Origin of the sequence: Diplocloster hominis (assembly GCF_032380655.1) — a bacterium.
In the GTDB taxonomy this organism is placed as follows: domain Bacteria; phylum Bacillota; class Clostridia; order Lachnospirales; family Lachnospiraceae; genus Diplocloster; species Diplocloster hominis.
In genome coordinates this window covers 65,467-84,887 of the sequence record NZ_JAWDIY010000009.1, presented here as the reverse complement: position 1 = coordinate 84,887, position 19,421 = coordinate 65,467, and the positions used below count along the sequence as shown (strand labels likewise).

18 protein-coding genes are annotated in these 19,421 nt (G+C 51.8%); 2 read left to right on the top strand and 16 right to left on the bottom strand.

The features are described 5' to 3' along the window. Positions 1 to 76: 76 nt before the first annotated feature. From ABC831_RS26510 to ABC831_RS10255, 15 genes are all read right to left on the bottom strand, one after another. Positions 77 to 316: an ABC-2 family transporter protein gene (locus tag ABC831_RS26510; protein WP_425524581.1), complete on the bottom strand. Its 240-nt coding sequence runs from the start codon at positions 314 to 316 to the stop codon at positions 77 to 79. A gap of 13 nt (positions 317 to 329) precedes the next feature. Further along, on the bottom strand, positions 330 to 692 hold the full coding sequence (locus ABC831_RS10320; RefSeq protein ID WP_343248046.1) for a DUF6483 family protein: 363 nt from the start codon (positions 690 to 692) through the stop codon (positions 330 to 332). Next, positions 689 to 1,381 carry a signal peptidase II gene (locus ABC831_RS10315; RefSeq protein WP_209284978.1) on the bottom strand — a complete coding sequence of 231 codons (693 nt, stop codon included), beginning with the start codon at positions 1,379 to 1,381 and terminating at the stop codon, positions 689 to 691. The genes ABC831_RS10320 and ABC831_RS10315 overlap by 4 nt, the downstream gene beginning before the upstream one ends. A 114-nt stretch (positions 1,382 to 1,495) precedes the next feature. Then, positions 1,496 to 2,500: a sensor histidine kinase gene (locus ABC831_RS10310; protein WP_343248045.1), complete on the bottom strand. Its 1,005-nt coding sequence runs from the start codon at positions 2,498 to 2,500 to the stop codon at positions 1,496 to 1,498. After that, positions 2,497 to 3,168, bottom strand: coding sequence for a response regulator transcription factor (locus tag ABC831_RS10305; RefSeq protein ID WP_343248044.1), 672 nt, complete (start codon positions 3,166 to 3,168; stop codon positions 2,497 to 2,499). Before ABC831_RS10305 ends, ABC831_RS10310 begins: the two co-directional genes overlap by 4 nt. A 30-nt stretch (positions 3,169 to 3,198) precedes the next feature. Continuing rightward, positions 3,199 to 4,185, bottom strand: coding sequence for an immunoglobulin-like domain-containing protein (locus ABC831_RS10300; RefSeq protein WP_343248043.1), 987 nt, complete (start codon positions 4,183 to 4,185; stop codon positions 3,199 to 3,201). A gap of 15 nt (positions 4,186 to 4,200) precedes the next feature. After that, the gene (locus ABC831_RS10295) at positions 4,201 to 5,613 is read right to left on the bottom strand and encodes a hypothetical protein (protein ID WP_343248042.1); all 1,413 of its coding nucleotides are present in this window, start codon (positions 5,611 to 5,613) and stop codon (positions 4,201 to 4,203) included. A gap of 42 nt (positions 5,614 to 5,655) precedes the next feature. Further along, positions 5,656 to 6,906, bottom strand: coding sequence for a serpin family protein (locus tag ABC831_RS10290; protein WP_343248041.1), 1,251 nt, complete (start codon positions 6,904 to 6,906; stop codon positions 5,656 to 5,658). A gap of 72 nt (positions 6,907 to 6,978) precedes the next feature. Continuing rightward, positions 6,979 to 7,635 (bottom strand): ABC transporter ATP-binding protein, encoded by a 657-nt coding sequence (locus tag ABC831_RS10285; protein WP_343248040.1) that lies wholly within the window; start codon positions 7,633 to 7,635, stop codon positions 6,979 to 6,981. A 23-nt stretch (positions 7,636 to 7,658) separates the two neighbouring features. Continuing rightward, positions 7,659 to 9,704 (bottom strand): FtsX-like permease family protein, encoded by a 2,046-nt coding sequence (locus ABC831_RS10280; RefSeq protein ID WP_343248039.1) that lies wholly within the window; start codon positions 9,702 to 9,704, stop codon positions 7,659 to 7,661. A gap of 257 nt (positions 9,705 to 9,961) precedes the next feature. Then, the gene (locus tag ABC831_RS10275) at positions 9,962 to 11,725 is read right to left on the bottom strand and encodes a cyclic nucleotide-binding domain-containing protein (RefSeq protein ID WP_343248038.1); all 1,764 of its coding nucleotides are present in this window, start codon (positions 11,723 to 11,725) and stop codon (positions 9,962 to 9,964) included. 14 nt (positions 11,726 to 11,739) lie between these two features. Then, positions 11,740 to 12,951: a glycosyltransferase gene (locus tag ABC831_RS10270; protein ID WP_343248037.1), complete on the bottom strand. Its 1,212-nt coding sequence runs from the start codon at positions 12,949 to 12,951 to the stop codon at positions 11,740 to 11,742. Next, entirely contained in the window at positions 12,948 to 14,108 is a 1,161-nt protein-coding gene (locus ABC831_RS10265) for a hypothetical protein (RefSeq protein WP_343248036.1), read from the bottom strand. The genes ABC831_RS10270 and ABC831_RS10265 overlap by 4 nt, the downstream gene beginning before the upstream one ends. 928 nt (positions 14,109 to 15,036) lie before the next feature. After that, positions 15,037 to 15,822: a class B sortase gene (srtB, locus tag ABC831_RS10260; RefSeq protein ID WP_343248035.1), complete on the bottom strand. Its 786-nt coding sequence runs from the start codon at positions 15,820 to 15,822 to the stop codon at positions 15,037 to 15,039. Further along, positions 15,806 to 16,426, bottom strand: a complete 621-nt coding sequence (locus tag ABC831_RS10255; RefSeq protein ID WP_343248034.1) for a recombinase family protein — start codon at positions 16,424 to 16,426, stop codon at positions 15,806 to 15,808. The genes srtB and ABC831_RS10255 overlap by 17 nt, the downstream gene beginning before the upstream one ends. Positions 16,427 to 16,667: 241 nt before the next feature. On the opposite strand from ABC831_RS10255, the gene ABC831_RS10250 reads away from it, so the two are divergent. Together ABC831_RS10250 and ABC831_RS10245 are read left to right on the top strand one after the other, a co-directional pair. Continuing rightward, a complete protein-coding gene (locus ABC831_RS10250; RefSeq protein ID WP_343248033.1) occupies positions 16,668 to 16,919 on the top strand; it encodes a hypothetical protein in 252 nt (83 codons plus the stop codon). A gap of 39 nt (positions 16,920 to 16,958) precedes the next feature. Further along, positions 16,959 to 18,086 (top strand): MobA/MobL family protein, encoded by a 1,128-nt coding sequence (locus ABC831_RS10245; RefSeq protein WP_343248032.1) that lies wholly within the window; start codon positions 16,959 to 16,961, stop codon positions 18,084 to 18,086. Here the strand turns inward: ABC831_RS10245 and ABC831_RS10240 are convergent. Then, positions 17,972 to 19,027 (bottom strand): NAD(P)-dependent alcohol dehydrogenase, encoded by a 1,056-nt coding sequence (locus ABC831_RS10240; protein ID WP_295718497.1) that lies wholly within the window; start codon positions 19,025 to 19,027, stop codon positions 17,972 to 17,974. The genes ABC831_RS10245 and ABC831_RS10240 overlap by 115 nt on opposite strands. Positions 19,028 to 19,421: the final 394 nt, after the last annotated feature.

The following is a 19,421-nucleotide window of genomic DNA, read 5'->3' as shown; positions in this document are numbered from 1 at the left end:
CTTCCAGAGCCTTTCAGTTTCACTAATTGTTAAGAAGACATTCCATCTAACCTTTTAAGTCCTTCACGAAACAGAATTAGCCCTGACACGAAAAAAATGCAGAAGTGCTGGCAGAATACCCTATAATTGAATAATCCCCCAAAAACAATAGTGTAGGATAGTAACTGGTAATAGCAATTGGAATGATCCAGGTCAACAAAACAACTATTCCATCGTTAAACAGTGACAGCGGATATTTTGTAAACTCTTTTAACGAAATGATCATCGAAAGTGGAGAAAAAGTGCCTTTCGAAAACAAAAGAATAGCTGACGAAATAATCGATAATGGACTAATTGCTTACCAAAAAATCATAACCAAACAACGTGCAGATGTATCGAAGTCCTTGATCAATTTCTTCACGAGAAAAATCATGCATTGCTAAATAATCATCAGAGCAGTTATTTAGCTTTGAATAGAAATCAAGGGCTATCTGAAGCCATGATAAATCCGACTGATCCAAGTCATTGAACAGCAAATCTTCTGCTGCACAAATGTCCCCATCGTCAATCATTTTTTCAAGCATTTTTCCATAACTAGAATCTTCAATTTGAGTTGCAGTCTGTTCGTTGGCTGATATCCCAAGTGCAACAGCCAAAATTGCTTGGATCATAGCTTCAATTTGACGCATGAGCCAGTCTTGCTGATAAATCATTTTGCCTCCATGTTCGTTGTTTTCTTCTGCATATTTTTCTCGTTTGTTGATATGATTGACAAAATGCAACCTGCTCCTAAAAAGGCAAATACATCCTTCAAATCCACAGATGAATACAAGGGAATTAAGTAAAAATAGTCTGGTGTTCCCTTATAAATTAAACTGTCTAGGACCGTCGATAAAATTGCCGAGGAAATTAGGGTTACACCAGCATAGCCGATAGGCGTCTTGAAATTAAAACGATTTTTACTCTTTGAGAGCAGATAGAGCAATAGCAAAAAGAAGGGAAGCAGCAATAGTTTTGCACACGCAACAATATAAGGCGATGCGAATTTATCTGCTGCTTGAAGTACTAAGGTCTGGTACTTGTTCAGAATTACGAGGATCGATAGAATATTGGGAATAACAGGAATGGAGATTTCGGACGGAGCAAAATATAGTAGCGCTTTTATAACCTGATCTATGATTAAGAAAATCAGCACTAGTAGTATGCCCCGTACCTTCGTAAATGCTTGTCTAGTTAGAAATTGTAGTATAATTATTGAAAAAACTAGTACGATGCAAAGCCAAACTATTGCATTAACTACGGCTAATGTTGTCCGCGTATAATCAAATTTTAAAAAGACTACGGCAAAAAATAGAAGCCATAAGAACTCGGATATAACAATGGATTTGCTGATTTTGCTCATATATGTACCTCCACATATACATGAAAAACCCTACAAAAAGCTCTATTTAAGAGTGCTGGTGTCATGAACTACATGTTTAGTCCAATGCCGTGGCTAGGATATCGGGAGGCACCTTCAGACGGTTCCCTTATAAAATCGGATGGTGAACATGGCTCCTGCGGGCTTGTGGTTCTGTGCCTTTACGGTTCCACCCTGACCGGTTATGATCATGCGCGACAGCGCAAGCCCGATCCCAAAGCTTTTGCCGTCGGAATCCTTGCCCTTATAGAAGCGCTCAAAGATATGCGGCAGATCCTCCGGAGAAATGCCCGTGCCGTTGTCCTTAATTATAATTTCGGAATACAGGGCGTTTTCGGCTGCGTCAATTTCGATCCTGCCGCCCTCGGGGGTGTGTTCCATGCAGTTCTTCACAATATTGCCGATGGCTTCGCAGGTCCACGAGAGATCTCCCCGGAAAGCGCCGTCCGCATGGATGAGCAGCGCCTGCCCGCGCAGCTCCATGGGAATGAGCAGGGTCACACAGGACTTTTTGAGCAGCTCCTCCAGACTGACCTGCTCCTGCTTGAACTGCACCGTGCCGGCGTCCAGCCGTGAGATCTTCAGAAGTGTGGTGATCAGCCAGTCGATGCGGGAGAGCAGCTCGTAGAGCTCATGGATCAGCTGCTGCCTGCGCGCGTCGGTCAGCTTCGGCTCCGACAGCAGTCCAATCAGCAGATTGATAGAGGTCAGGGGCGTGCGGATCTGGTGAGAGATGTCCGCGATGGAATCGGCAAGATATGCCTTTTCCCTTGTCAGCGTTTGCTGCTGCTCACGCAGGCGTATGGTCATCTTATAGATCTCACTGTGGAGGATGCTCAGCTCACCCTCTGAATAGCTGTCAAAATCGATCGAACTGTCGCCGTGCAGAACCTGATTGATATCATCCGCAAGGGAAGAAATCCTCTGATACCTCTTATAAGTGCTGATGCAGAAGACCAGCATGAGGAGCAGAGAAAGCCCTGAGGCTGTCAGCCCGGCGCGAATGTCGAAGAAAAAGCAGACGGCGCAGGCGGCTGCGGAGAGCAGCAGCTGCCACAGCAGTGCCTTTCGCACCTCTTTGTTTTTCAGCAGCTTGATCATGCGTCCACCTTATATCCTGTCCCGCGAACCGTCAGAATGATCTTCGGGTCGGTGGGGTCATCCTCAATCTTCTCCCGCAGCCGCTTGATGTACACCGTCAGCGTATTGTCATTGACATACTCGCCGGCAACATCCCAGATGGCGTCAAGAAGCCGCTCACGGGTAAGCACGATTCCCCGATTGTTGATGAAAAACAGCAGAAGCCGGTATTCCAGTGCTGAGAGGAACAGGTCCCTGCTGTTCTTCACCGCCGTGCCCTTTTCGGTGTCCACCACCACATCACCGAGCTTCACCGTTTTGCCCATGCTGCCGGTGAGTCGGAGCACATTTCGGATGCGGGAGATAAGCTCTCGTGGGCGAAACGGCTTTGGAATGTAATCGTCGGCGCCCAGATCGAAGCCCGTAACGGTGCTGAACTCGTCGCCGGAGGCGGTCAGGAAAATGACGGGGACATCAAACTCAGCCTTGATCGCTCTGCACGCCGCGAAGCCATTACCCTCCGCCAGAGACACATCCAACAGCACAAGATCCACCTTTTCCTCCGCAAGCAGCTTCATGGCCTCTGCCTGCCCGGATACACTTCGCACAAGATAACCTTCGCTGTTCAGATATTCGCTCAAGCTCGCAACGATAATTTTATCGTCTTCTACCAATAGTATCTTTATCATAGTCAGTCCTTTATTCTAATTGCCGTGGAATTACAACCACTTCCCGATGAAGCCATATTCCACACGGTTGCCATCGTCCCATTCTGCAATCACACGGTAAACAAAGCTGCCGCTTTTCAGATCGAACGCATATCCTCCGTCATACGGAAGAATTTCTGTGATTGTCTCAACCTCACCGCCGTTTTGGGGGACGCATTGTATCCGCACTGTATCCGGCTGCACCTCGAAATATAACCAGATCTCGTTTGACTTTCTGTGGGAAATCAGTCCTGCTCTGGCCGCCGTGATCTCCGGCAGAGAAGTCTCTTCGCCGATCTCGGGCCCGCATCCAATGATGGAGCTCATGGTTCCATCCTCATTCGGTTCCGGGGCCTGCCAGTAGTAGGCACAGGGGGAAGCCGTGATTTCATCTGTTTCACCCATTGCCCCAGACATGGCATTCACCTGAAGCTCCGGTATGGTGATTGGGTCGGAGGGCTGTGCCTCCTTATACGGCAGATTCATTTTTACTTCAAACTCTACCCAGTTTGCCATCGGCTCGGAATACTCTGTTCCGTTTTCATACTGAAACTCTGCCTGGAAACGGTATCGTTCCTCGGCTATCAGGTTATATGGAGCCGTCAGGTCATAGGAGAGTTCATAGTCCCTGCCGCTGGGAAGGCTGTACTGGATGGCTTGATAATAAACTTGCCGTGCGGGCGTGACCTTTTGCCATACACCGTCTTTCATTTGATACAGCTCAAACGCCAGCCCGTAGGCAATCGTCTTGCCGGAATCGTTTTTCCAGCGCAGGTCGAGCCGGAGATTCTCGCTCCCGCCGCCAATGCGCATAACCTCAAAGCCTACTCCCTCGGCATCGCTTCCTGCGTCAAGAATGCGAAGCAGCTCGTTCTCCGGAAATTGTGGCTCCGGCTGCTTCCCGCAGCGATAATATGTCACCGCCGCAAACGCACATGCGGCGATGGCAATCAGCGCAAGAACGACCACCCATATCACGGAAACCTTTCGTTTTATCATGGTGCACCTTCCTTTCTATCTTTTTGTTCTCTTTTTCCTGCGGCTTAGCAGAAACACGGCTACGCCAACGGCGGCAAGCACTGCCGCCATTACAATGATAAACTCTGTCGGCATAATGTACAAGCTCGACCACTTCGGGGGCTGAGGGGTCTCCGATTCGGAAAGCGTAAAGGTCAGTTCGCTTTCCGGCAGACCCGGCAGGGTCAGCGCATACCCACCGTCCGTCTTTGTAAAGCCGTCAATGCCGCTTTCCGGCATGTAATAGGGCGTTTTTACCACAACTTCCAATTCTCCGAACTGCGCCCAGGTTTTTGCCGGGGAAAGCAGATAGGTATACGAATAGAGGCTCGGTGTATAGCCCGCATCAATGGCGGGATACAGCGGCGCTGTCACCGCGTTTTTCAATGTCTGCCCCGGCTCCAGTGTGAGGGTGTACTCATACCATCGCATCAGTGAAAAATCTCCCTCTTCGATCTGGATCAGACCGTTTCCCCATGTTTCGGAACTGAGCCGCAGAAGCTCGACCTGAGCATTGTACCAGTCAGACTCCAGAATGCCGGAGTTTTCGTCATAGTCACGCAGAGCATAGTCCTTGAAGGTCATCTCGGAAATCTCCGGCGACACTGTGCCTTCGATAACCTTTTCGCAGCCGCCATTTTCATACAGCGTCCATACAAGACCCTTCTTCGGCAACTCGCCGAAGATATACACCGTGATCGTATCGCCGTTTTGTACCCAGCAGGAAGCTTGCACCCCCTCCTTCAGCCGCGCTCCGCCGGTTTGCTCCTCGCACAGTACCCGCGTTTTTGTGCTGTCTGCATTTATGACAAATGCGGCGGTGGCCGCGCCGTATTCCTTATCTATGCCCGTGACGGAATACCTCTGCACCCAGACCGGCAGATCGGGATTGAAAAAGCTGTCGGAGATATAGCTGTCCGCCAGCTTCGGCAGATCCTCGTCAAGGGAAAAAGTTGTGTGCCGTGCCTTCAAGGTGTGCCGAACGGTCGCCTCCACTGAGTTTCCATCCAGCGTAACGCCGTATTTTAGGGTATCGGAAACATCGACCGGCCGACCCGTTGCACGGTCATAGATGTATTCTCCGTAATGTGGAAGATTACCGAACGGGAAAACCAGCGTGGCCGTGACCGCATAGTCGGCGGGATTGCGGAAGATATATTCTGCCGTGACGTTCCCGGTATAGGCGAGGAAACTGTCCGTATCCGGATAATACTGTTCCGGGAATTCCTGCACATCGAAGGTCAAAAGCTCTTTGTCCACCACAATGGGGCAATCCTCTCCCGTCACGACTGCGCCCGTGCCGTCTGTGCCGCGCCAATGCCGCTGGGCGGAATTGGCATAGGCGGGTTGTATACAAACTCCTGCCAGCAGCAGGATTAATAGAACTCCCGCAGTTATTTTCTTTTTCACATATATCGCCTCCTTGCTTACAGACTGCCGCTTGAGTCTAAACTACTTCTGAATGTCCGTGACTGCGCCGATGAATATGGGCAGCCCGGCGGCATTATCGATGATGGCATAGACGAACGGCCGGTCGAGGATAACACGGCGCCTATCTTCCCAATCCCCTGCGGCAGGCGCCTCAATCGCGGTTGCCGCGCCCGCCTTTGTGCCCTTTTCATCCACGGCGATATATGCCTTGTGGAGCACACGGCTGATATAAATGTTGCCGTCGGACGAGTGTCCGAGGCCGGAAAAATCCGCAAGCGCCGCGTCAAACGGTACGGTCATGCCGAGGGCTTTCAGCGCATCGCTCATCTCGATGCCGTAGTCATAAGAGAACTTCGGCATGGCTGCCTCCACAGGACCTTCCTTCGCATTTTTTACTGTGGTGAGAAAGCCCTCACCGGTCAGGGAAGCGATGTAATCATCCAGCGCAACCCCCTCATTCGGGAGGAGCGCGGCGAAGCTGTAGCCGTTCTTATAGGGCTTGAGAAATCCGGTCGCTTTCCCATCATCCAGATAAAGGCTCTCATTCGAGTACATCATGGAGACGGTTCTCTTTGCGCCGTCGATAGCAGTAAAGGTTCCGTCTCTCACCTCATGCTTGCGGTAGATATTCTGCCACTCCGCATCGAACAGCACGGTATTGACAAGATACATAGCGGCATAGGGATCCATCTGGTCAACGATCTTATCAATCACACCATCGGTATTCTCCTTGACCCAGTTATTGATATCCCTCAGCGTTTTTTCATCAAAGGCAGACTTGTAGGCCGCGGCACCGTAGTAGTCAGCGTTTCTTTGCAGGAAAGCCTCTTCCACCGTAAAGCCGCTGTCCTTGAACCAGATGGAATTGGCCAGCGTCAGCTTTGCCTTTTCCACAGAGGGCAGGCCGCCGACATAGGCATGGAGATATTTGTTGAGCGTATCGATCGGGATACCCCCGCCCAGCAGAACTTCCATCTGCGCAAGGGTCTCGCCCTTGGCGCCGTTTGCGGTCATGGAAAGCGCCAGCATGACCGACAGCGGCGAGATCAGGCTGCTTTTTCCTTCCTCCCGCGTGTTCTGGAACAGGCGGACGGCGAAGTTTGCCGCTCCGTTTTTGAAGGCGTCATCCGCCGCCCTTCCGGAAGTCTTCTCCGGCGTGATGCCCTTCATCAGGTCATCCGCCTGCACCTTTGCGGCGCAGCCGGTCAGCCCCAGCAGCCCCGTTGCTAACAACGACAGGCAAAGGAATATAGCAATCCATTGTTTTTTCATTCTAAGCACCTCTTTCCGTTTCATTTGAGAAATTTATTCGCCCGATTTCTCTGCTCTGATCGGGGTGAAAGGTCAAGTCTTCCCATCGCTGATTTCGATCTTTCTTCCGCACAGGTCGGCGTACCGCTGCTCATGCGTCACCAGCAGCACGGTGTTTCCGCGGCGGTTGACGGCGAGCAGCAGCTCCATGATCTCGTCCGCCGCCTTCTTATCGAGATTACCGGTGGGCTCGTCGGCAAGGAGAATCACCGGGTCGTTGATCAGGGCGCGGGCGATGGCCACGCGCTGTCTCTGCCCACCGGACAGCTCACTCGGCAGATGCTTCAGGCGGTTCTCAATGCCCAAAAAGCCCGCCAACTCCCGCAGCTTTGCCTTATCCGGCTTTTTGCCGTCCAGCAGCAGCGGCATGATGATATTCTCCTCCGCCGTCAGAATGGGAATCAGGTTGAAGTCCTGAAAGATATAGCCAAGCTTCCGTCTGCGTATTCCGGAAAGCGTCTCGTCATCGGCTGAGCAGATGTCCACACCGCCTACCTCCACGCTGCCGGAGGTGGGGTGCTCAATACCTCCGATCAGGTTCAGAAGGGTGGTCTTGCCGGAGCCGGACTGCCCCACGATGGCGACCATTTCACCCAGCGCAACGGTGAAGCTGACATGATCCACGGCGTAGATATCCTCATCGCCCTGCCGGAACACCTTGGTCAGATTTTTTACAGTCACTGCATTCATCGGAAAATCTCCTTTCTGCATGGTCATAGCGGACGAAGTACGCGCTTGAGTGAGCGGTGTACGGGATGCCAGTAGGTAAGCATCAGCAACGCCGCCAGAGCCGCGTATGCTGCGAGCATCCCGCCGTCAAGGTGCAGCGGGGCTTTCTGCCATGCGCACAGCAGCGCCGTCAGCGGAAGGCTGATCAGAAACGGCGCGGTGACAGCAGCGGCGGCGGAGATCCCGTCCTGCCGGATATAGGAGCGGTACAGCGTCCGCTTTGACGCGCCCAGCCTGTGAAGGGAGCGGATCAGCGGTCGGCTGCCCTCGATGTAGTCGCAGAGCCGGACATAGAGGATCAGCAGGATGAGCAGAAACAGCGCTGCAAAGATGTATCCCAACAGCAGATACACGCCGGAGGACATCTCCCGCAGGAAATCCGACCCCGACTGACGGTTGGTGACAGCATACTCCGCGCCTGCAAAGTGCGCCCGCAGGGCGGTCTCCACCTGTGCGTTCATGGTAGGGTCGGTCAGGGCGATCTCGATGCCGGTTGCCGGCTCTGAGGCGATGATGTCCACATACAGCTCATCGCTCACATAGATATCCAGCGCCCATCCGGACGGCTTCGTGTCCGTCAGCGCGGCCACCGTCAGCGCGGTCATATCCTCCGGTGCGGGCTGCTTGATACCCCCGTTTACATCGTAATACGCTTCCGACCGGCAAAGCCGCAGTACATCCCCGACGCCGCGTTCCGCTTTGCGGCTGACGGCGATCTCATACTTGGAAAGCGTCTGATACGCCGCGCCAAGATCGCTGTACGGTCGAATGCGCAGCGGCGTCTCCACCTCCTCCGGGGACTCCGGCAGCAGGATATAACCGTCCGGCTCATATACGGGGCGCATCTGCTTCACACCCACCAGAGAGGAAACATACGCTATGTCCTCAGTCGAAAAGCCTTCTCCGTCATGGGAGGAACGGGAAACCTTTAACCCCCATTCCTCCTCCGCGCCCGTGACCTGCAAGGCAACAGTGAGGATGTTGAACAGAAGCAGAAAAACCGCCATGACGGGAACGGAAACAGCAAGGCAGGAACGGAGGCTGCGGTTCGTGCGGCTTCGCCACAGGCCGCAGAGGGTTGCCGCCGGGGTGAAACGCCGCCGGAGGGGCTTTCGTCCGCGCTTGACCTTCGGCATTTTTCCCGTATCGTTCAGCAGCACCCGCGCAGGCTCGCGGCTGTATCGGTGCAGGGTCATACCCAGCGACAGTCCCAGTGTAACGAAGAAAACCGCCAGATGGAGCAAAATATTCATCGGCTCCACATGAAAGATCAGCCACGCGAGGCTATCGTGACGGATCTCAAGAAACGCCGTGAACAGCGCTTTCAGCGATACGACGGAAAGAACCACGGCGCAGGCTGCCGCAAGCAGGAACACCGCCGCAAGCTCCGCGGCAAGCAGAGCGCTGATCTGACGGCGGCTGGCTCCGCAGGTGCGGAGCGTCCCAATGTCAGAGGTAAAGCGCTTCAGGTGACTTCGGTAAGCGGAACGCACCACCGATACCGAGAGCAGAATGACCAGCATATTGACGAGCAGAAGGCTTCGCTGCCCCGAAAGGTGGGACGGATCGGTGGAGATCCCGTGGGCGTATTCATAGCTGAACGCAGTCGGGAGCAGGGCTTCGTTTCCAGATGCTTCCATGCGCTTGCGGATCTCGTTCTCAAAAACGGTCACGCTCTCCGAATTTCTCCATTCCTCGTCCGACAGAATATGCAGATAGATGGTACCGTCACGATAAATGGGCGCAGACAGTCCGCGGATACCCTCAAAATATGGCACATCCGCTTCCGTTGCGTTCCCAATGTGATAGGTTTCACCCGCGGAACGGGCAAGGAGATATTGCCGCGTGCCCCATGCATTGCTGTCCCGATAAATGGAGATCAGCAGCGGCAGCAGAAACGCGCAGGTCAGCACCGCAAACAGCACCGCATGACGGCGGGGGCTGCGCGTGAATGAGCGTTTCATATAGAGCAGATAGGTCATAAATAAGCCTCCTGCCATCCAGCAATCTTGTTTCGGAACAGAAGCCAATCCCGTTTAGAACTCCAATTGGATTGCATGCTTTTGCCTCCCCTCCTTGAGCTTTATCAGCGATCCTGATTTCTTTCAAATTCACGGAACAGAAAGCGGAAACGCTGCTGTGCCGCATCATACACATCAATGTCCAGATATCCTTGTTTTAGCTCTTTATTGTATTATAGTAATGAGCTTTCCTGCACCCACTGCACCGATCAAGTGCGGCGCGCCCAACGCTCCGGCGTTTCATTTGCTGGCAGAAGCGCCCGTGCTCATTCCTCCAAAATCCCGTTGACCGCATTATGGTCATACGCTGCCGCTTCCTTCCGCAGCTCGTTGGAGCGCATGATCTTCTCGGACAGGCTGGCGAGGAAGCACTGGAGCAGCTTGACGCCGATGGCGGGATGCTCCTCCAGCAGAGCCTTCAGCCGCCCTCTGGAGATGCACAACAGCTCAGTGAACTCCGCTGCCGTCCCGCTGAGGCGGAACACACTGTGGGAAAGGCAATTTTCTCCCAGGAAGCTGCCCGGCGTGAGATACGCAATCTCCAGCGGCGCGGAGCAGCTATTTGCTTCCCGGTTGGCAACAAGCCGCAGCTTGCCCTTGAGAACAAGACAGACCTCCTCATTGTAGTCGCCGCTGGTGAATACGGTTTCATGCTCATAGTAGGTTTTTACATGGCAGTAATCAAAGAAAACCGCATGCTCTTGCTCAGTAAAAACAGAAAATATCGGAAGCTTCGCCAATACAGCCAGAAGCTCCTCCCGGGTGAGTCTTCGGCGGTGCTCCTTGTCGAGATGAATCTCCGGTGCGGAAATATTGTGCCTCTCCAGCACGGCGCGGACGGCGTATCGCTCCTGCCGTACAAAGCGGATGAGCCTCTCCCATTGTGTTTGGGTGTCCAGATAGGCACGGAAGGCATCAAGGGCGGGCGGGGCATTGTGCTTGGCAATATAGATGTTCCGCATGGCTTCCATAGCGGCATCAGGATCGTTATTTGCAAGGTACTGCGATGAGAGCATCATGCTGCTTCGATAGATCTTCTCGTCCAGATCCGGCTTGAGAAATTCCCCGGGATAGGGGTCAAAGTCCTCCGGACTGACATGGACAAGATTCCCTGTTTTGTGCTGAGACTGCATTTTGGCGCGCTGATATACAAAACGGTAAATATCCTCCCGCAGACGCTTCCATTGGGGGTGGGACTTAGGCTGCGGCAGATGCTTGATGGACAAGGTATTATCCAGAAAGAAGCTGAAGCCGAAGATCCGACTGTTTATAAGATAATCCACATCCTCACCCCGGGTTACAAGGGGATCAAAAGGGACACACTCGAAAAGCTCTCTGTGCAGGATCATGGCGCCGCCGAAGGCAAAAGTTGTGCGCTTAAGCCGCGGCCCGCTGCCGATGATCTGGTCAAAGGCTCGCGCCTTGCAGCCGAAGCGGTCCCAATAGGTCATCCACGGCTCCGGACTCACATCATCGTAGTATTGGCCCTTGCTGTTTAGGTAGTAGCCGGCAACGCCATGCACGATGTCTCCGTAAACTCTTCTGCCCAGAAATTCCAGTGAGCGCGGCACAAAGTCCGGCAGCTCGAAGACCTCGTCATCGTCGATGAGCAAAGCAGCGTCCGCCGTCAGGGTAGCGGCGACCAATAGGCATATATTGCGCACGTTTGAGTATCCGAACATGGACAGGAGCTGGACTCCTCGATCGTTCAGTCCGGCTTTTCTCAAGATTTCAGTTATCTCACGCAAATCTCCCGCAGTGAACAGGTATGTCTCCGCATTCAGCTGCGCCCGGACCACGATACGGAGCGTCTGCTCATAGGCCGCCGTCTCTACCTCCGGGGTGGTGGGGCAAATCAGAATCACCAGCTTGAAGTCTTTTTCATGGAACTGCTTCATGCTGACTAAGGTGCGCTCCAGCGTTCCCTCCTGATCCACCGGAGTAGGATGGTCATAGACGGCGTCGCCCTCCTGCCAAGGGTTGCCTGTTTTGCGGCACCAGTAGGTGGGGATTATCATGGTTTTCCTCATACGACTCGCCCTCCTTAGCCCGAAAAATCTCTTACAGCGCGTTGGTAGACCTGCTCCAGCTTTGCCACGAACTGTGCCTGCGCAAAATTGCTGCTGGCATAGTGTGCGATGATGTCACGCCGCTCCGGCTCTGTATGATGTCTCGTCAGTTCATTCAAAATCGCAGCGCAGAAAGATTCCTCGTCCTCAGGAGAGACCAATGTTCCCACTTGACTGTTGATAAACTCCGGCAAACCACCTTCATTGGAGCCGACAACAGGCAGTCCGCAGGCCATCGCCTCCAAGGCGACGAGTCCGAATGGCTCCCGGCGGGAGGGCATTACAAAAACATCCGCCGCATTGTAGAGCCGCCGCAGCTCGTCCTGCTTCTGGTTGCCAAGGAAGAAGGTGTTCCTCAGACCGAGCTGCTTGTGCAGCTCTGATAATCGCTCCCGTTCCTCGCCGTCGCCGGCAACCAGTGTGATGAACTCCCGATCCGCCAGCCACTCATAGCGGCGCGCCGTGCGCAACAACGTGTCCACACCCTTAAATGTTGCAAGCTTCCCAACAAATAGAATGACATACTCTCCGCGATAAGAAAGGCCGAGTGAATCGAAAAGCGTTTCCCTGTCCACTTCTTCCCGATAGAAAATGTCCTCATTGTATCCGTTGGGCAACAGCAGAAGATTGTCCGCCGCCAAAGGAAACTGCTCAATAGCAAGGTCCCGATTGTCTGCGGAGATGGCAAGCACTTTCGCGCTTCCCGCGACAGCCTCTTCGGCAAAGCTCTGAAAGGCAGGCCACTTTTTGCAGCCCATCAGCTCCGTCCCATGTATGGTTATGACCAGAGGAAGGTTACACAGGGAAGCCAGCCAAGAGAGACACCATGCGTGCTGTGCATGAATGATATCTGGGTGAAACTCTTGCAATGCCTGTCTCAAGGCAGCGGAGAATGCTGTAAGATACCGTGTAAGCTGACCGACACCTAAGTCCGCAAATGTAGTCCGGCTTTGGGGATGTGTGGTGAAGCAAGGAAAATTAAAGGGGAGCTCATCTCTCTGCGCTTTACCCTTTGAAAACATCACCGGGTGCATTTGGATCCCGGGCAGCATAGGGAACGGCTGGTTTTCAGGAAAAATGACCGCAACCTCATGCCCGCGCTTGCGCAAATGCAGCGCAATATTTTTGGTGTAGGTGCCGCTACCCGATCCTTCCAGCGGGAAATGATTGATCAGCAATACTTTCATCGTCTAAACCACCTTTCTGTTAACTCGGCCCATGCCTCCTTCGTCTTTTGATGCTGTTTCACCATATCCGGCAGCCACGCTTCCGCTGCGGACTGGATATCCGGAAGATATAAGAAGCGCCTGTCGTTTGTATGGCGGTACAGTGCTTTCGCTCCATCCGACAGCCTCCGGCCTCTCTCAAAAAACTCCGTGGGCGCATGCCCCGTCTTCCAGCGGAGAAACACATTGCGGCCGATCCAGCCCGTACAGGCATAGTAGAGCCTGTCCCGAACACTGCTGTCATTTTTGAGATCCGGAATCTTGGGGTAATCCCCATAAGTATCATGGAAGATAGGCGTTTGGATATCCAGACATTTGATCTGACTTCGGGATGCCGCCAGTCCCATGAGCGTATCCTCACCTCTGGCGAGGAGCGGAGTCTTATTGTAAAAATAGTAAGGCGAGAAAAACGGCGGCAGTGTCGTCAATGCGCTCATGCGAATTCCCATGTTTCCACCTAGAACCTTTGTGGTGGGCTGCAGCTCAGGTGTCCCTGCTTCCTGTACAATAAGCCCGCCGTGAACCTCGCTGCTCTGCCAAAACTCCGCCATATCCTCCTTGTGGAGGCCCCATAGCAGGGCTGTCATTCCCTCAAAGGAAGCCGGAGGCAGGATGTTGTATCCGCTGTAATCACTGCTGGTGATGGTCGCCCCCAGAGACATCCCGTATAGATGCGCTCCGATAAAGTCTACCTCCTCAAACCCAGCCTCTCCGTCAGGTGTTCGATGCAACACGCTAGGCTGCACATCCGAGTCCACAAAAATCAGATAGTCCACGCCTGTGAACAGCGCTTCCATCAACACATGGTTCCGATTAAAGCCATAAGGAATCAGTCCGTGCGTATCAATCAACGGGCAGAACAAGAGCTGCTGAATGGATGAGAAGCGAACGCCGAGCTGCTTCAAAATCATATGCGCCCTTTCGTAGCTTTGAAGCCGGATCAGAGAAACCTTCGCCTTGCGCTGCAATTCTTGAATCGCCTCCGGATCAGCCTCATGAGAGTATACGACAATCACGCGTTCAATCGGGTGGTCATACTTCTCGGCATTATCCAGAAATTCTGTCAGCGGATGCGCAGATATAAGATTCCGCACAATCATTCCGATGGCAATTTTCATTAAAAACCCTCCTTGCTCTATCCTGTACGGCCGCACATTCTCATTATCTCAAAGGAGCGAGAAAACACAGGCTTGAACGGAGCAGGAGGGCTCTTGCCGCCTTCTTTATTGATACAGAGGAGATTCTCTAAAGTGCCGTCCTATGCGCCCGTCGTTATTGTTTTCTGAAAACAATAAATGGACAAGGATAAGCACCCTGAATACACCGCCGTCTTTTCTATAGGCATCTCATGTTATGATACCGCCTACATCTCCTGCCTCCTTCGCACTGCCTGATCTCAATTGGTAAACAAAGAACCATCGTAAAAAGGTTCGTGTTTTTCCGTTATGACGAAAGATCTAAATTTCCAAATTCACTTCATACCCTAAAAAAGAAAATCGCACAAGCAGACCGCTCGGTCTAGCTTATGCGCCGCTAATCCTAATTTGGTTTTGACAACTCCTACTGAGGAGGCTACACCAATATTGCATTCGCACAAAGCTAAACCGGATAAGATAAATGATAAACATGGCAGCAGCCTCCCTTCTATCAACGAATACTTTGGATTATTGTTATACTTTTCGTCAAAAAGCCCTTTTGCGCAACTCTTCTCTTTCGCCGCGGAGATTCTTGACAGGGGTTGCAATGGAATATGTGCTGAGATACGCAAGCGCCTCTCCATTTGGAACCGCCTCCGCGCCTGATCTTATTTCTCCGCGTTTTCCGTGGCTGCTTCTACCGGCAATTTTAAGTCAGACGCTGTGCGGATACGCTTTTAAAACGCACATTTCTTCCTCTCCCAACAGAAGAGACAGTTTTATTATATGAAAAAGATGGCACATTTTCAAGAGGTTTTTGAGTTTATTACAGCTTGAGCTGATTGCTTCGATGTTTTTTCTCAGATGTTGCTCTGCCATACAGTGGTGTCTTCTCCGGCACAAGCGTTTTTTATCGAAGCGCTCCTACCAACACAAAACGGGCATCATCAAACTCATAGCTGCATGTAGAGAGTGTCAGAATACGATTAGCGGCATTCGGTGCAATCTCGCTGGTAAAGCAGGAACGGTCAGCCGCATTCTGAAGCCAGACTTCAAATTCCGCTTCCGTAAAACCAATTTCCCACGCATCGTCCTGTGGTGCGGCAACATACCCCGCGAAAAACTCTACTTTATAGTTTTTATCTGGTGTTATCAGCAGCGCGACCGGATGCTCGTCAAAGAAATCCTGCTTTTTATATTTATCAATGTCTGTAAACATTGTGCCGTTCTTCATATGATGTCCATAAATTATGGAGTGCCGGTCGGCAAAGCTTGCATCGTTTCGGAAGTCCAGGAATATACAGCCGGATCCATTCCACTCGCCGCTGAACAGGTGCTTCAAATAATAGCTGTTATCCTCTCCCTGTACAATCGGATAGTTGATCTTCGTTCCTTCAATGTAGATCCATGCAACGATATCAGGGTTGGTCTCACGCAGTGCAGCAAAATCCACCTCAGGCCAAATCGTGTCGTCCTCATCAGGAAGTGTTTCTGCCCCGGCTGGCTTGTTGATGACAGGTGGCTGTGGTTCGGCAGTTTTCTGTGGAAGCGAAATCATGTGACTGATATCCTCGTAAGCAGCTTCACCAGCGTGATACTCGGATCTAATCACCCATATCTTCCATGCAGAAAACGACATGACTGCGAGAAGAACGGCTGTGAGGCCGCCTAATAACAATTTATTTTTCAGTTTCATGTTTTTCCTCCTGCTGCTTCACTAATCGGTAAAATGTGCTCCTCTTTAGGCCGAGCTGGCGCATTGCAGCAACTGCCGTAATCGTACCGGCCTTCCAGTCTGAATAGAATTGATTCCAGTTTGGCGGAAAGTCTATCATTGGACGCCCCAAATGCTTCCCCGCCTCTTTTGCAATGGCGATCCCTTCAGACTGTCGCCGCTTTGTTGTGATACGCTCCTGTTCAGCAATACTCGCAAGCACTTCAATCAGAATGTTGTTTATCATTTCAAAAATCCAGTCCTGCTCATCAGGAAGTTCCACCATGGTAGTCGGGATGTCAAGGATTTTGATCCGAATGTGATGCTCCCGGAAGTATTCCAACTCTTTCTTGATGTCAATCTTTCTCCGACTGAGTCGATCCAGCGATTTAACAATCAGGGTATCTCCGTCGCGGAGAAAGTGATTCTTCAGCGACTGATACCCCTCACGCTCCAAATCCTTGCCGCTTACCTTGTCCGTAATGATATCCCGCTCCTCTACACCGGCATCCATGAGGGCTTTGAGTTGCCGATCCAAATGTTGTTCTCTCGTAGATACACGGGCATAGCCGTATGTCTTTTTCAACTTGTTTTCATCTCCTTTTCCGTTTCAAAAGCTAATGCCTTTTTCGGACATATCCCAAAATGACAAAATAACTTTTTCGGATACAAAATCATATCCCGATTGTACGCCTGTTGGTAGCGCCGAAAAGGTCTACCTTTTCAGATATCTAATTACACGGAGGAGAGAGCTGAATCACAGCAAACAGTCGTTGCAGTTTCCAATAGGGGGCAGATAAGAGACCCGGAAAGGAGATTTCTGAAGTATGGCAAATAGCGCACCGCCTTTGAGCTGCAACGATCGTCCTGTTTTCTCAAAAAGCCTCCCTCAAATCAATGCAAAATATAACCGGACGGAAAATGGCTTTCTCTTTTGCCATTGCGATAGACATTTTTTGATTTTGGGGATAAAAAGACCGTTGACTGTACGCACACGGCGCGGGTCAACGGTCAGTTTTTCGGCGTTCGGTTTTTGTGTTCAGCTTGACAAACTTGATTTTATTCTCCAATTGAACTAATCTTTTTCATGGTTCTTTCTTAAAGCACACAGTCTAACAATGTGTGGAATTGCAGACGGAAGAAAATGCAAGTCCGTCCCGGCCACCGACTGGAACGAGCAGACCAAAGCGGAGGAATGGCGCAGGGCATGGGCTGAAATCTGCAATTCCTATCTGGAAAAAGGGAACCATGTCGAGCGGATAGACCACCGCAGCTATGAACGGCAGAGGATAGACCAAATCCCAACCGTCCATTTGGGCGTAGCCGCTTTTCAGATGGATAAGCGCGGAATACGCACCGAACGGGGAAACCTCAACCGCGAGATCGAAGTCACAAATCAGAAGCAGCGGCAGTTGAAAGCCCACATTTCCAAGCTGCAAAGCTGGCTGAAAAAGGAAGCGGCGAACACCGAGCCGCCCACTCTTGCAGAGGTGATACAGGGTATCCTTTCGCGGCGGGAGCAGACGGGAAAACCGGGCTGTTATACCGCCGTCAACAATCTGAAAGCGGCGACAAAAATGCTGAATTTCCTGCAAGAGAATCAGATCATGGATATGGACGGCCTGACGGGAAAAATGGCGGGTATGTTCAAGGAGCAGCGCGAAATATCCGAAAAGCTGAAGCCCATCGACAGGCGGCTGAAAACCCTTGACGGGCATATTTCAAATGCCGAGCGGTATTTGCAGTATCGCGATATTTACAGGAAATACAAACAGCAGAAGCCGAAAAAGCAGGAAGCGTTTTACGAAGCGCACCGCATGGAGCTGACCCACTTTGAAGCCGCAGAACGCTATCTGAACGATGTGATGAACGGCAGGACGGGGATTCCCCTGAAGGCATGGAAAGCGGAACAGGAAAAGCTGACCGCCGAGCGGAAAAAACTCTCCCGCCGCTATTCCACGCTGAAAGACGAGGTAAAGGAAGCGGAGCAGATACGGAAGGGCGTTTACAGTATCCTGCGGGAAGAAAATCGCAAAGAGCAGCCTGCGCACAAGCAAGACCTTGAACGATGGAAAACGGCCACGCAGAGAGTAAAATGCCCTGCGTGGCCGACTGCTTTATGCCTCTCACATCATAACAGAACCAACGGCTTGATAAGGTCAGCGGGCTTGTCCTTCATCAGCATAAGTGCGGGTTCCACATTTTTCAATCCATGGAACTTGTGCGTAATGAGCTTTTCGGGATGAATGCGACCGGTCTGAACCAAACGAGCCAGTTTCTCCGAACGTAATCTCCCACCGGGCATTAGCCCTCCGACGATCTTTTTATGTCCCATCCCGCAGCCAAGCTCAATTCGAGGAAGCCCGATGGTGTCTCCTTCTCCGAGGTAATTGACATTGCCAATCACCCCGCCTGGCTTCAACATTTGGATGGCCTGAGAGAATGTATCATTGTCGCCCCCAGCAACAATAATACGATCCACACCTTTGCCGGACGTTTTCTCCATGATCTGCTCTACAATGTCACCCTCCCGATAGTTGATGATGGCTGTTGCACCAAATTCCAAAGCAAGTTGGGCGCAATTCTTTCGCGATCCCACCGCATAAATATCGGCCGCCCCGCGAATGGCTGCGGCAGCAACAGACATGAGACCGACCGGACCAATACCAATCACAGCTACGGTGTCGCCAAACTGAATATCCGCCAATTCCGCTCCATGAAATCCGGTGGGAACCATATCGCTAATCATACAGGCCGCACCGAGATCCATTCCATCCGGCAATAGCGCAAGGTTCCCATCTGCATCGTTGACATGGAAGAACTCTCCGAATACGCCGTCTTTGAAATTTGAAAACTTCCAACCAGAGAGCATTCCCCCAGAGTGCATGGCAAATCCGCCCTGTGCCTCCAACGAGTTCCAATCTGGCGTAATCGCCGAAACAAGCACTCGATCGCCAACCTTGAAGTCCTTGACGAGTTTACCAACCTCGACAATTTCACCGACGGCCTCATGGCCCAGGATCATGTCCTTTCGGTCGCCGATTGCCCCCGCCCAGACGGTGTGAATGTCGGAGGTGCAGGGAGCCAGGGCAAGGGGCTTGCAGATAGCATCCATCGGGCCACAGGTGGGTTCTTTCTTTTCGATCCAGCCGGTCTTTCCGATCTTGATCATTGCGAATCCTTTCATTGCAGAGACTTCCTTTCTTTATTTATTTTTATCTGGCAATTAGAGGACGATAGTCGATGGTGGGTAGCGTATACCGGCCTACTACTGCCAGATTTTTTCATGAGCAAAATTTTCTATAGAAATTATAGCACAGTTTTGTGAATATTTCTATCATTTTCTGCATCTTTCGCATATAACAGATGCTCCACCCGCTCCGGCTATCCGGACCGTCAAGGGACGAGTCGTATTTTCCTGCGCACAGCGCGAAAAAATCTCCACTCTTAAACCCTTGACCGTCTGGATTTTTGCCGCCGTCCTTTCGCCGCCGAAAACGGGGAACAGGATTTTACAACCCTGCCTCCCGCTTTCGTCCGCTCCATTTTAGCGGCAAAAACGCCTGCACTGCTGCGACGGT

Coding starts and splice junctions, on each gene's coding strand:
- ABC831_RS10320 (WP_343248046.1), bottom strand. CDS start 692: ATGATTTATCAGCAAGACTGGCTCATGCGTCAAATTGAAGCTATGATC.
- ABC831_RS10315 (WP_209284978.1), bottom strand. CDS start 1,381: ATGAGCAAAATCAGCAAATCCATTGTTATATCCGAGTTCTTATGGCTT.
- ABC831_RS10310 (WP_343248045.1), bottom strand. CDS start 2,500: ATGATCAAGCTGCTGAAAAACAAAGAGGTGCGAAAGGCACTGCTGTGG.
- ABC831_RS10305 (WP_343248044.1), bottom strand. CDS start 3,168: ATGATAAAGATACTATTGGTAGAAGACGATAAAATTATCGTTGCGAGC.
- ABC831_RS10300 (WP_343248043.1), bottom strand. CDS start 4,185: ATGATAAAACGAAAGGTTTCCGTGATATGGGTGGTCGTTCTTGCGCTG.
- ABC831_RS10290 (WP_343248041.1), bottom strand. CDS start 6,906: ATGAAAAAACAATGGATTGCTATATTCCTTTGCCTGTCGTTGTTAGCA.
- ABC831_RS10285 (WP_343248040.1), bottom strand. CDS start 7,635: ATGAATGCAGTGACTGTAAAAAATCTGACCAAGGTGTTCCGGCAGGGC.
- ABC831_RS10275 (WP_343248038.1), bottom strand. CDS start 11,725: ATGAGGAAAACCATGATAATCCCCACCTACTGGTGCCGCAAAACAGGC.
- ABC831_RS10270 (WP_343248037.1), bottom strand. CDS start 12,951: ATGAAAGTATTGCTGATCAATCATTTCCCGCTGGAAGGATCGGGTAGC.
- ABC831_RS10265 (WP_343248036.1), bottom strand. CDS start 14,108: ATGAAAATTGCCATCGGAATGATTGTGCGGAATCTTATATCTGCGCAT.
- srtB (WP_343248035.1), bottom strand. CDS start 15,822: ATGAAACTGAAAAATAAATTGTTATTAGGCGGCCTCACAGCCGTTCTT.
- ABC831_RS10250 (WP_343248033.1), top strand. CDS start 16,668: ATGGCAAATAGCGCACCGCCTTTGAGCTGCAACGATCGTCCTGTTTTC.
- ABC831_RS10245 (WP_343248032.1), top strand. CDS start 16,959: ATGTGTGGAATTGCAGACGGAAGAAAATGCAAGTCCGTCCCGGCCACC.
- ABC831_RS10240 (WP_295718497.1), bottom strand. CDS start 19,027: ATGAAAGGATTCGCAATGATCAAGATCGGAAAGACCGGCTGGATCGAA.